Consider the following 12,164-nt stretch of genomic DNA (forward strand, 5'->3'; position numbering starts at 1 on the left):
GGCGATCCGCGCCGGTTTCAGTTGAACAGTTCGAAGAAGAACAGGCGGATGGCATCCCACAGGCGGTGGAACAGGCTGCCTTCCGCCACGGCTTCCAGCGCAACCAGGTTGGCCGTGTGTACGACCTGCCCGTCGAGCTTGAGTTCAACCTTGCCGACGGTTGCGCCCTGGGCCAGCGGGGCCACCAGCAGCGGGTCGATGACCAGGCCGGCCTGGAGTTTTTCCAGCTGGCCTTTGGGCAGGGTCAGGGTCAGGTCCTGCGCCAGCCCGATCTTGACCTGCTCGCTGGCGCCTTTCCAGACCTTGGCCTGGGCCAGTTCCTGGTTCTTCTGGTAGAAGGTCTTGCTCTCGAAGAAGCGGAAGCCGTAGGTCAGCAGCTTCTGCGTCTCGGCGGCGCGGGCGGACTCGCTGGCGGTACCGAACACGGCGGCGATCAGGCGGGTGCCATCGCGTACCGCCGAAGCTACCAGGCAGTAGCCGGCCTCGGCGGTGTGCCCGGTCTTCAGGCCGTCGACGGTCTTGTCGCGGTACAGCAGCAGGTTGCGGTTGCCCTGCTTGATGTTGTTCCAGGTGTAGTCTTTCTGCGCGTAGATGGCGTAGTGCGCCGGGTCCACGGTGATGATCGCGCGCGCCAGCTTGGCCATGTCATGGGCGCTGGAGTAATGCTCGGGGTCCGGCAGGCCGGTGGCATTCATGAAGTGCGAATTCTGCAGGTCGAGCTGTTGCGCGGTCTTGTTCATCAGGTCGGCGAAGGCTTCCTCGCTGCCGGCGATGTATTCGCCGAGGGCGATGCTGGCGTCATTGCCGGACTGGATGATGATGCCGTGCAGCAGGGCGTCCACCGGCACCTGGCTGTTCAGCGGCAGGAACATGGTCGAGCCGCCGGAGGCGGCACCGCCGTTGCGCCAGGCGTGCTCGCTGATCGGTACCGGATCCTGTTCGCCGATCTCGCCGGAGCGGATCTTCAGGGTGCCGATGTAGGCGGTCATCAGCTTGGTCAGGCTGGCCGGCGGCAGGCGCTGGTCACCGTTGTTTTCCACCAGCACCTGGCCGCTGGCGGCGTCCATCAGCACGTAGGACTTGGCCGCCAGTTGTGGCGGCGCCGGGATGGCGATGGCGGCTTGCACCTGGCTGGTGGCGAGGAAGAGCGAAGCAAGCAGGGTCAGGCGTTGCGCAAAGCTGGTGATGTTCATCCGGTTCTCTGAGGTGGCTGATGGTGTGAAGTGGCTGGTGCTCAGGGGCGCACCAGGGTCGGCTGGCCGAGGTTGGCCAGGCGAATGCTGTTCTGCAGTTGCTGTGCTTCATCCGGCGTGCTGATCGGCCCCAGGCGTACCCGGTGCAGGATTTGCTGGTTGAGCGTCACCGAGCTGATAAAAACCGGGGCAGCGGCCATCTGACTCAGCTTGTCCTTGAGGAGTTCCGCAGCGTCGGGGTTGGCGAAGGCTCCAACCTGGAGAAACAGGCCAGACACTGCGGCTGAAGCGTTTTTTTTTGAGTCGATCTGCGCCGGCAGCACGGCGGCGGCATGCTGCTCCGGCGGCGGCGTGTACTGCTCGATCTGCATGGGCTGCGCGGGCGCGGCGGGTTGCGCGGCCGGGGCCGCCGCCAGCTTCGGCGGGGCCATCATCAGCGGCACCGGGCGGCCCTGCTGCGCCCACCACTGCTCGGGGTCGATGCCCTCGACCTGCACGCGCGCCGTGCCGACTTCGGCATAGCCGAGCTTCTTCGCCGCGGCGAAGGACAGGTCGATGATGCGGTCGGAATAGAACGGGCCGCGGTCATTCACCCGCAGCACCACGCTCTTGCCGTTGTCCAGGTTGGTGACCCGCACATAGCTGGGCAGGGGCAGGGTCTTGTGCGCCGCGGTCATGCCGTACAGGTCATAGGCCTCGCCGTTGGCGGTGGCCTGGCCATGGAACTTGGTGCCATACCAGGACGCGGTACCGGTGGCCCGGTAGCGCCGCGCATCATTCATCGGGTAGTAGGTCTTGCCCATGACACTGTACGGGCTGGCCTTGTACTTGCCGTAATGCGGCATCGGCACGGCGTCGGGGATGCGCGACACGTCGACGTCCCACCAGGGCGCGCCATCGCGGTGCGGCTGCGAATAATCGGCAGGCCCCGACAGGCCGCCAGATCCCGGTTGAACCGGCTCCGGTGCGCGGCTGCTGGTACAGCTGGCCAGCAGCAGGCCGAGCAGGCCCAGTGCGGCAAGGCGGGCGGCTCCGCTCATCAAGGCGTTCCTTTGGCTTGCAGCAGGGCCTGGGACAGTTGGTAAACCGCCATGGCATACATCGGGCTGCGGTTGTAGCGGGTGATTGTGTAGAAGTTTGGCAGGCCGAGCCAGTATTCCTCGCCCTCGGCACCCTCGAAGCGGAAGGCGGTGACTTTCAGGTCGTCGGCAACCGGCGTGCTGCTGGTCCAGCCCAGTTCGCGCAACTGGCGCATGGTCAGCTGCGGCTCGATACCGACCGTCAGGCCTTCGGCGGCCTGCGCGCCGCTGACGCTGGCACGGCTGACCACGGCGTCGCCCTGGGTCCAGCCGTGCTGCTTGAAGTAGTTGGCGACGCTGCCGATGGCATCGACCGGATTGTTCCAGATGTCGATATGGCCATCGCCGTCAAAGTCCACGGCATAGGCGCGGAAGCTGCTCGGCATGAATTGCGGCAGGCCCATGGCGCCGGCGTAGGAGCCCTTGACCGAGAGCGGATCGACCTGTTCCTGGCGGGCCAGCAGGAGGAACTCCTTGAGCTGCTGGCAGAAGAACGCCGAACGCGGCGGGTAGTCGAAGCACAGGGTGGCCAGCGCATCCACCACCCGCCAGCTGCCGGTGTTGCCGCCGTAAAAGGTTTCCACGCCGATGATCGCGACAATCGCCTGGGCCGGTACGCCATATTCCGCTTCGGCCCGCGCTAGGGCGGTGGCGTGCTGCTGCCAGAAGGTCACGCCCTTGCTGATCCGCGCATCGGTGATGAAGATCGGCCGATACTCCTTCCACGGCTTGACCTTCTCGGCCGGACGCGAGATGGCGTCGAGAATCGCCTGCTTGCGCTCGGCGGCGCTGAACACGGCAACCAGCTGTTCTTCGGCAAAGCCATGCTCGCGGGTCATCTCGCTGACCAGTGCCGCGGCTTGCGGCGAGTCCTGGTAGTTCCCGGCCAGCACCGCGCTGCCCGGCAGCAGGGTCAGCGTGCCGAGCAGGAGCTTGCAGAGGATTTGGCGCGCGGGTTCTGGCATTGAAGGCATTCTCGTTAGACCTGGGCAATCCATTTGCGGTGGGTGTGAATCGACATCAGTATCCCGAAACTGCTCAGCAGGGTCACCAGCGAGGTGCCGCCATAGCTGATGAAGGGCAGCGGCACGCCGACCACCGGAAGCAGTCCGCTGACCATGCCGATGTTAACAAACACGTAGACAAAGAAGGTCATGGTCAGGCCACCGGCCAGCAGCTTACCAAACAGCGTCTGTGCCTGCGCGGTGATGTACAGGCCGCGCGCGATCAGCAGCAGGTAGACCAGCAGCAGCAGGCAGACGCCGACCATGCCGAACTCTTCGCCGAGTACGGCAATGATAAAGTCGGTATGGCTTTCCGGCAAAAAGTCCAGGTGGGACTGGGTGCCGAGCAGCCAGCCCTTGCCCCAGACGCCGCCGGAGCCGATCGCGGCTTTCGACTGGATGATGTTCCAGCCGGTGCCCAGCGGGTCGCTCTCCGGGTCGAGGAAGGTGGTGATGCGCTGCTTCTGGTATTCGCGCAGGACGAAGAACCACATGCCGATCGCGACGGGCACCACCGCGGCGATGGCACCGATGATCCAGCGCCATTGCAGGCCGGCCATGAACAGCACGAAACCGCCCGAGGCGAGGATCAGCAGGGCCGTGCCCAGGTCCGGTTGCAGCAGGATCAGCACGAAGGGGATGCCGATCAGCAGCAGCGTCACCACGATGTGTTTCAGGTTGGGCGGCAGGCTGCGCGAGGCCAGGTACCAGGCGATGCTGGCCGGCATGATGATCTTCATGAATTCCGAGGGCTGGAAGCGCATCACCCCGCCGATGTTGATCCAGCGCGTGGCGCCCATGGCGGTGTGGCCGGCCAGTTCCACCGCCAGCAGCAGGCCGACGCCGGCCAGATAGGCCAGCGGCACCCAGCGTGCCATGAAGCGTGGCTCGATCTGCGCAATGATGCACATGCCGAGCAGGCCGATGCCGAAGGAGCCGGCCTGTTTCAGCAGCAGATCGAGGTTCTTGCCGCTGGCCGAGTAGAGGATGAACAGGCTGCTGCTGGCGAGTGCCAGCAGGATCAGCAGCAGCCAGCCGTCGATATGCAGCTTCTGCAGCAGGCTGGCGCGCCGGCGCAGCACGTCTTCAGTGGACAGGGTGCGGTCAAAATTGCCATTCATGGCGCGCTGCTCCCGGCTGCCAGGTCTGGCATGCTGCGGTACTCGGCTTTCAGCTGGCCCTGCTCGTCGAGCAGCCAGGTATCCAGCACCTGTTTGACGATCGGGGCGGCCACGCCGGAACCGGACTCGCCGTTCTCGACCATCACCGCCACGGCGATTTGTGGGCTTTCCGCTGGGGCAAAGGCAACGAACAGGGCGTGGTCGCGATGCCGTTCGTTGAGCTTGGAGCGGTCATATTTCTCGCCCTGCTTGATCGCCACCACCTGGGCGGTGCCGCTCTTGCCGGCGATCCGGTAGGCCGCCGTGGCGCCGACCTTGGCCGCCGTGCCGCGCGGGCCGTGCATCACCTGCTCCATGCCGAAACGCGAGTAATCCCAGAGTTTCGGATCGCGCAATTCGATGTCCGGCATGGGGTTGGGGTCAACCGGGGCCTGCTCGCCCACCATTTTCGCCAGGTGCGGGCGCACCCACTTGCCGCGGGTGGCCATCAGGCTGGCGGCCTGCGCCAATTGCAGCGGGGTGGTTTGCATGTAGCCCTGGCCGATGCCGAGGATCAGGGTCTCCCCCGGGTACCAGGGTTGCCGGTAGCGCGCGCGTTTCCACTCGCGCGAGGGCATCAGCCCGGCGGATTCCTCGAACAGGTCCAGCGAGACCTTCTGGCCGATGCCGAAGCGGCTCAGGTAGTCGTGCAGGCGGTCGACGCCGAGCTTGTGCGCCACATCGTAAAAGTAGGTGTCGTTGGAGCGCATGATGGCCCACTCCAGGTTGACCGAGCCGTCACCGTCGCGGTTCCAGTTGCGGTATTTGTGACTGTGGCCGGGTAGCTGGTAGAAGCCGGGGTCGTAGACCCGGCTCGACGGGGTGATCACGCCGGCATCCAGGCCGGCGACGGCGACCATCGGCTTGATCGTCGAGCCGGGCGGATACAGGCCGCGCAGCACGCGGTTGAACAGCGGGCGATCGATCGAGTCGCGCAGTTCCTTGTAGGCATTGAAACCGATGCCGGTGACGAACGGGTTGGGGTCGAAGGCGGGCACGCTGACCATGGCGAGGATGTCGCCGGTCGCCGGCTGGATCGCCACCAGTGCCCCGCGCCGGCCGCTGAGTGCCGCTTCCCCCGCGGCCTGCAGGCGCGAGTCGATGGTCAGGTGCAGGTCCTTGCCGTTGATCGGGTCGGTCCGCTTGAGCACGCGCAGCACCCGGCCGCGGGCATTGGTTTCGACTTCCTCGTAACCCACCGAGCCGTGCAGGTCGGCTTCATAGAAGCGCTCGATGCCGGTCTTGCCGATGTGGTGGGTGCCACTGTAGTTGACCGGGTCGAGTTTCTGCAGTTCCTGCTCGTTGATCCGGCCGACATAGCCCACCGAGTGCGCGTAGCTGGCGCCCCGCGGGTAATGCCGCACCAGCCGCGCGCTGATTTCCACGCCGGGCAGGCGGAACTGGTTGACCGAGATCCGCGCGATCTGCTCCTCGCTCAGCTCGAACTGGATGGGCACCGGCTCGAAGGGGCGGCGGCCCTGCTTCATGCGCTTGTCGTAGAGCGCGCGTTCCTCGGCGGTCAGCTCCAGCACTTCGCTCAGGGTGTCGAGAATCGCCGGCCAGTCCTTGGCCCGCTCGCGGGTCACCGTGAGGCTGAAGCTGGGCCGGTTGTCGGCGATGATCACGCCGTTGCGGTCATAGATCAGGCCGCGGGTCGGCGGGATCGGCTGCACATGCACCCGGTTGTTTTCCGACAGAGTGACATGCTGCTGGTATTGCACCACCTGCAGGAAATACATGCGCGCGACCAGCGCAACGCTCAGCAGCAGGACGAATACAGCACCGGCGAGCACGCGCCGCCGTACCAGGCGGTCGTCCTTCTCGTGGTCCTTCAGCTGTATCTGCGGCATGGGTCAACGGAACCGGTTGGCTTCACTTGTGATAGGGGTGCCCGGACAGCAGGGTCCAGGCGCGGTACAGCTGCTCGCCCACCAGGATGCGCACCAGCGGGTGTGGCAGGGTCAGGGCCGACAGCGACCAGCGTTGCTCGCTGCGCGCGCAGACTTCCGCGGCCAGCCCTTCGGGGCCGCCGACCAGCAGGTTGACGTTGCGCGCCTCGAGGCGCCAGCGCTGCAGTTCGCCGGCCAGCTGCTCGGTGCTCCAGGCACGGCCTTCGACCTCCAGGGTGACGATGCGTTCCCCCGGCTGCACCCTGGCCAGCATGGCTTCGCCTTCCTGGCGGATCAGCCGTGCCACGTCGGCATTCTTGCCGCGGGTATGCAGCGGGATTTCCACCAGTTCGAGCGGCAGCTCGGGCGGCAGGCGCCTGGCATATTCCTGCCAGCCATCCTCCACCCAGCGCGGCATCTTCGAGCCGACGGCGATCAGCCGGATACGCACTTGAGGAACTTATTCCTGCTCGGGGCTGTGCTGCGCGCGGCTCTGCTCGGCGCCCTGCCACAGCCGCTCGAGGTCGTAGAACTGGCGGGTGGCGACCTGCATCACGTGCACCACCACGTCGCCGAGGTCGAGCAGGGCCCATTCGCCACCGTCCAGACCTTCACTGCCGAGCGGGCGCACGCCCTGTTGCTTGACCTTTTCCAGCACATTGTCGGCCAGCGACTTCACATGCCGGCTGGAGGTGCCGCTGGCGATCACCATGAAGTCGGTGATGCTGGTCTTGCCGCGCACATCGATGGTGGTGATGTCCTGGGCCTTGAGGTCTTCCAGGGCGGCGATGGCGATCTGCACCAGTTGTTCATTTTGCATGGGTTGCTTGCTTTGCATGAGGAGCCCTCGTGAATCAGTGTGACGCCCGGTACAGCCGGTGCGCATGGATATAAGTGAGTACCGCGTCCGGCAGCAGGAAGCGCGCCGAGCGGCCGGTGGCCAGCAGTTGACGGATCTGGGTCGCCGAGATCGCCAGGGGCGTCTGCCAGACAAAGGCGATCTTGCCGCCGGGGCCGGTAAGCGCCAGCGGGTCGCTGATGCTGCGGGCGGCGATCAGGTCGCGCAGCGCTTCGGGGGCTTCGGCATCGGCGTCCGGCCGTTGCAGGACCAGGAGGTGGCAATGGGTGAGCAGTTCTTCCCAGCGGTGCCAGCCGGGCAGGCCGCAGAAGGCATCCCAGCCGAGCAGCAGCAACAGCTGGTCATCGGCCTGCAGTTCAGCGCGCAGTGCCTCCAGCGTGTCGATGGTCCAGGACGGGCTGGCGCGCTGCAGTTCGCGGTCATCCAGCGTCAGCGGGGCGACCCCGGCGATCGCCAGCCTGACCATCGCCAGGCGGTCCGCCGCGCTTGCCTGCGGCGCGTCGCGATGCGGCGGACGGGCGCTGGGTACCAGCTTCAGCTCGTCCAGCTGCAGGCTTTCGGCGACTTCCAGCGCGGCACGCAGATGCCCGATATGAATCGGATCGAAGGTGCCACCGAGAATGCCGATTTTCCTGCCCATCAGGTACGGATATGTCCGTCGCCGAACACCACGTATTTCTCGCTGGTCAGGCCATCCAGGCCGACCGGGCCGCGGGCGTGCAGCTTGTCGGTGGAAATGCCGATCTCCGCGCCCAGACCGTACTCGAAGCCGTCGGCAAAGCGCGTCGAGGCGTTGACCATTACCGAGCTGGAATCCACTTCGGTGAGGAAGCGCCGGGCGTCGCTGAAGTTCTCGGTGATGATCGCGTCGGTGTGCTGCGAGCCGTAGTGGTTGATGTGCGCGATGGCCGCATCCAGTGAGTCGACGATGCGGATGGCCAGAATGGCGTCGTTGTACTCGGCATGCCAGTCATCTTCGGTGGCTTCCAGCACGTCACTGCCGAGCAGGCTGCGGGTGCGTTCACAGCCACGCAGCTCTACCTGCTTGGCGCGATAAATCGCCGCCAGTGGCGGCAATACCTGGGCGGCGACCGCGGCATGCACCAGCAGGGTCTCCATGGTATTGCAGGGCGAGAAGCGCTGGGTCTTGGAGTTGTCCGCCACGCGAATGGCCTTGTCGAGGTTGGCGGCCACGTCGATATACACATGGCAGACGCCGTCCAGATGCTTGATCACCGGCACCTTGGCCTCGCGGCTGATGCGCTCGATCAGGCCCTTGCCGCCGCGCGGCACGATCACGTCGACAAACTCCGGCATGCTGATCAGCGCGCCCACGGCGGCGCGGTCGGTGGTCTGCACCACCTGTACCGCCGCCTCTGGCAGGCCGGCCTCGGCCAGACCGAGGGCCACGCAGCGGGCAATCGCCTGGTTCGAGTGAATGGCTTCGGAGCCGCCGCGCAGGATGGTGGCGTTGCCGGATTTCAGGCACAGGCTGGCCGCATCGATGGTCACATTGGGGCGCGACTCGTAGATGATGCCGATCACACCCAGCGGTACGCGCATCTTGCCGACCTGAATTCCGGAAGGCATGTAGCGCATGTCGCGGATTTCGCCGATCGGGTCGGGCAGGGCGGCGACCTGACGCAGGCCTTCGATCATGCCGTCGATGACTTTTGGGGTGAGTGCCAGACGGTCAAGCATGGCTTCGTCCAGGCCGTTGGCGCGGCCGGCGGCAAGATCGAGTTGATTGGCTTGCGCCAGCTCGGAGCGAGCAGCATCCAGCGCCGTGGCGGCGGCCTGCAGGGCGCGATTCTTCTGCGCCGTGCTGGCGCGCGCGAGCACCCGCGAAGCCTCGCGGGCGGCGCGGCCCAGGCGGGTCATGTAGTCGAGTACGGACTCGGTCATGGTCTTGGCTGTCTGGCTAATGGGAAAAAGGCGCCGATTATAGCCGTAGCGGGGCTATGCGCCCAGCATTGTCCGGCGGGCGGCACGCTTGCCTGGTGGCTGGCGGGGATTCGGCCGGCGCGCGTGGGCTGTTAAGCTTGCTCTTTTGCAGCTGCTGGATGAGTGCATGTCCGCTTCCCTGTCGCCCCTGCGCCCGTCTGGCGCACTGCTTGATAGCCGTTTCTTTGCCCGCGATGCGCAACTGCTGGCGCGACAGTTGCTGGGCAAGGTGATTCGCCATCGCCTGGGTGATCTCTGGCTGGCTGCGCGGATCATCGAGACCGAGGCCTACTATGCGGCGGAGAAGGGCAGCCACGCTTCGCTCGGCTATACCGAGAAGCGGCGGGCGCTGTTTCTCGAGGGGGGCACCATCTACATGTATTACGCGCGTGGCGGCGATTCGCTGAACTTCAGCGCGCTGGGGGCGGGCAACGCGGTGCTGATCAAGTCGGCGCATCCCTGGCAGGATGCGCTGTCCGGCCCGGCCGCGCTGCAGCAGATGCTGCGCAACAATCCGGATGCCGGCGGCCGGCCGCGCCCACTGGCAAAGCTGTGCGCCGGGCAGACCCTGCTGTGTCGTGCGCTCGGGCTGAAAGTGCCGGAATGGAACGCCCGCGCACTCGATCCGGCGCGGCTGATTGTGGAGGATGTCGGCGAGCGCCCGCAGGCGATCATCCAGGCGCGCCGGCTGGGCATTCCGCAGGGCCGCGACGAACACCTGGCCTACCGCTTCGTCGATGCCGGCTATGCGCACTGCTGTACGCGCAATCCGCTGCGCCGCGGCCAGCAAGCCGGGCGCGACTACTGGTGGTGGCAGGAGCCGGCCGATGAGTGAGTGGCTGAGCGGCTGGATGCTGTCGCTGCAAGGGCAGCCACACTGGCTGGGCCTGGCAATTTTCCTCGCGGCGCTGACCGAGTGCCTGGCGATTGCCGGCTTGCTGGTGCCCGGTACCGTGCTGCTGTTTGCCCTTGCCGTGCTCGCTGGCAGCGGCGTGCTGGAACTCTGGCAGACCCTGCTGCTGGCCTGGCTGGGCGGTCTGTGCGGTGATCTGCTGTCGTACCTGCTTGGCCGCCGGCAGCACCAGCAGATCCGCAACCTGCCGTACCTGCGCGAGCATCCGCAATGGTTGCGCGCGGCCGAGCAATACTTCCAGCGCTATGGCGTGCTGAGCTTGCTGATCGGCCGCTTCATCGGCCCGCTGCGGCCACTGCTGCCGATGGTGGCGGGGATGTTCGACATGCCGTTCCTGCGCTTTCTGCTGGTCAGCCTGCTGGCTGCGGCGGGCTGGTCGGTGGCCTACCTGCTGCCTGGCTGGGCGACCGGTGCCGCCTTGCGCCTGCCCTTGCCGGAGGGTTTCTGGCCGCAGCTGGCCGGCGTGGCGGCCGGGCTCGGGCTGCTCATCGCGCTGGCGGTGCACGGCAGCCTGCGCGAGCAGCGCCAGGTTACCCGGCTGGCGGCGGGGCTGAGCCTGCTGCTGGTGCTGGGCCTGTTGCTTGGCTGGCGGCAGCTGGGCGCCCTCGATCAGGGGCTGTTCGACCTGTTGCAGACGGCGCGCAGTGCGCGCCTCGATCAGTGGATGGTACTGCTGACCGCCATTGGCGATCGCCAGGTGCAGACGCTGGCGGGATTGCTGCTGGTGCTGTTGCTGCTGCTCGGCAGGCAGCGTCGCGCGGCGCTGTTCGCCGCCACCAGCCTGCTGTCGAGCGCACTGGCGGTGAGCCTGCTCAAGCGCCTGCTGGAACGGCCACGGCCGGCAGTGCTGCTCGAGTCGCTGGGCAGTTTCAGCCTGCCCAGCGGGCACAGTGCGGCGGCCTTTGCCTTGTTCCTGGTGCTCGGGGTGCTGGCCGGGCGCGGACAGCCCGGGCGCTGGCGGGTGACCTGGCTGCTGCTGGCGGGCATGCCGGCGCTGCTGGTGGCGCTGTCGCGGGTCTATCTGGGGGTGCACTGGCCGACCGATATCCTGGCCGGCGCGCTGCTCGCTGGCGGCCTGTGTGCCGGCAGCCTGTGGCTGGTGCAGCGCCATTCGCCGTTGCCGGCGTTGCCGGCGCGGGTCTGGTACGGGTTGCTGCCGGTCGCGCTGTTGCTGGCGGTCTACAGCCTGTGGGGCTTGCCGGCGGCGCTGGCGCTGTACCGTTACTGAAGCGGCTGCCCGGTCAGCCGCGCTGGCGGGCGAGCCAGTCCTTCCAGGCGATGCGTTGCGCGCGGACCAACCAGCCGTCCTGCTCGGCAAAGCTTTCCGACAGCCACAGGCCGCGGCAGGAGACCGCTTGCAGCTGACCCTTGGCCAGGCGGAACAGCTCGCCCCCGGGGTGATCCTGCTGCAGCGGCAGCAGGAACAGGTCGCCGCGGCGGCGATCCAGGCGGGCCAGCAACTGGCCATTCTCCAGCTGCTCGTCGACGTGATACAGGCTCGGCAGGTGGGCCTTGCCCGGCAGCTCCAGGCGCATGTCGTAGACCAGCTGCAGGGACGCGGTGGGCAGGTGCACATAGGCCCGCGGGCGCTCGAGCAGCGGCAGGCTGCCGGCATGCACCGCATGCGCGGCGCCAGACAGCGGTACCACCCGGTAGTGACAGTCGTCGCGGTGATGCAGGTGGCCACGGTAGGGGGTCGGCAGCCAGGTCTCGGCGAAGCGGCCGTCCAGCCAGCCCTGCGACGTCTCGACCAGGCATTCCTCGGCGACTTCCTGCAGGGCGGTGAGCAGGGGCAGGTTGAGTTCGTGGGCCGGCACGTAGCCGGAAATCAGCTTGAGCACGGTGTCGCCGCGATCCGGCCGACGCTGGCGTACCAGCACCCAGTGGTCGCGGCCGCGCCAGTGCAGGGTCAGGCGCACCGAGACGCCAAGGTTGGCCAGCTGCACGCTGAACTGGCGGGCATCGGCCACTTCCAGCGGGCAGCGGCGCTCGAGCATCTGCGCGAAGTTCAGGGGTAGTCCGTGGCCCTGGTAGCTCAGCCTGCCGGCACGCGCCTCGACCCGCAGCGGCAGGGTCTTGAAGGCGGCGGGGTCCTTGCGGGCCAGGGTTCTGGGCATGCGCGC

The 12,164-nt window shown here is 66.9% G+C and carries 12 protein-coding genes; 2 read left to right on the top strand and 10 right to left on the bottom strand.

Features of this window, described 5'->3' with window-relative positions:
- Positions 1–17: 17 nt before the first annotated feature.
- The 9 genes from ISX93_RS08800 to ISX93_RS08840 are packed head-to-tail and all read right to left on the bottom strand — an operon-like array spanning position 18 to position 9,089.
- Positions 18–1,193, bottom strand: a complete 1,176-nt coding sequence (locus ISX93_RS08800) for a D-alanyl-D-alanine carboxypeptidase family protein (protein ID WP_195778357.1) — start codon at positions 1,191–1,193, stop codon at positions 18–20.
- Between the two features lie 41 nt (positions 1,194–1,234).
- The gene (locus tag ISX93_RS08805) at positions 1,235–2,233 is read right to left on the bottom strand and encodes a septal ring lytic transglycosylase RlpA family protein (RefSeq protein ID WP_195778358.1); all 999 of its coding nucleotides are present in this window, start codon (positions 2,231–2,233) and stop codon (positions 1,235–1,237) included.
- Positions 2,233–3,237, bottom strand: a complete 1,005-nt coding sequence (mltB, locus tag ISX93_RS08810) for a lytic murein transglycosylase B (RefSeq protein WP_229732123.1) — start codon at positions 3,235–3,237, stop codon at positions 2,233–2,235. The genes ISX93_RS08805 and mltB overlap by 1 nt, the downstream gene beginning before the upstream one ends.
- Before the next feature lie 14 nt (positions 3,238–3,251).
- Positions 3,252–4,355, bottom strand: coding sequence for a rod shape-determining protein RodA (gene rodA, locus ISX93_RS08815; RefSeq protein WP_195778612.1), 1,104 nt, complete (start codon positions 4,353–4,355; stop codon positions 3,252–3,254).
- 38 nt (positions 4,356–4,393) lie between these two features.
- Positions 4,394–6,286 (bottom strand): penicillin-binding protein 2, encoded by a 1,893-nt coding sequence (gene mrdA / locus ISX93_RS08820; RefSeq protein ID WP_195778360.1) that lies wholly within the window; start codon positions 6,284–6,286, stop codon positions 4,394–4,396.
- 22 nt (positions 6,287–6,308) lie between these two features.
- Positions 6,309–6,776 carry a 23S rRNA (pseudouridine(1915)-N(3))-methyltransferase RlmH gene (gene rlmH / locus ISX93_RS08825; RefSeq protein ID WP_195778361.1) on the bottom strand — a complete coding sequence of 156 codons (468 nt, stop codon included), beginning with the start codon at positions 6,774–6,776 and terminating at the stop codon, positions 6,309–6,311.
- Positions 6,777–6,785: 9 nt separating this feature from the next.
- Positions 6,786–7,145, bottom strand: a complete 360-nt coding sequence (gene rsfS, locus ISX93_RS08830) for a ribosome silencing factor (protein ID WP_195778362.1) — start codon at positions 7,143–7,145, stop codon at positions 6,786–6,788.
- Positions 7,146–7,179: 34 nt separating this feature from the next.
- Positions 7,180–7,824 carry a nicotinate-nucleotide adenylyltransferase gene (gene nadD / locus ISX93_RS08835; protein ID WP_195778363.1) on the bottom strand — a complete coding sequence of 215 codons (645 nt, stop codon included), beginning with the start codon at positions 7,822–7,824 and terminating at the stop codon, positions 7,180–7,182.
- Positions 7,824–9,089 (bottom strand): glutamate-5-semialdehyde dehydrogenase, encoded by a 1,266-nt coding sequence (locus tag ISX93_RS08840; protein WP_195778364.1) that lies wholly within the window; start codon positions 9,087–9,089, stop codon positions 7,824–7,826. Before ISX93_RS08840 ends, nadD begins: the two co-directional genes overlap by 1 nt.
- Before the next feature lie 166 nt (positions 9,090–9,255).
- Between ISX93_RS08840 and ISX93_RS08845 the strand changes: the two genes are divergently transcribed.
- Positions 9,256–9,963 (top strand): DNA-3-methyladenine glycosylase, encoded by a 708-nt coding sequence (locus tag ISX93_RS08845; protein ID WP_195778365.1) that lies wholly within the window; start codon positions 9,256–9,258, stop codon positions 9,961–9,963.
- Positions 9,956–11,269: a bifunctional DedA family/phosphatase PAP2 family protein gene (locus tag ISX93_RS08850; protein WP_195778366.1), complete on the top strand. Its 1,314-nt coding sequence runs from the start codon at positions 9,956–9,958 to the stop codon at positions 11,267–11,269. Before ISX93_RS08845 ends, ISX93_RS08850 begins: the two co-directional genes overlap by 8 nt.
- A gap of 13 nt (positions 11,270–11,282) precedes the next feature.
- On the opposite strand, the gene ISX93_RS08855 is transcribed toward ISX93_RS08850, so the two are convergent.
- Positions 11,283–12,158 carry a metal ABC transporter ATPase gene (locus tag ISX93_RS08855; protein ID WP_195778367.1) on the bottom strand — a complete coding sequence of 292 codons (876 nt, stop codon included), beginning with the start codon at positions 12,156–12,158 and terminating at the stop codon, positions 11,283–11,285.
- Positions 12,159–12,164 lie beyond the last annotated feature (6 nt).

Source organism: Pseudomonas sp. N040, assembly GCF_015637705.1.
GTDB lineage: Bacteria > Pseudomonadota > Gammaproteobacteria > Pseudomonadales > Pseudomonadaceae > Aquipseudomonas.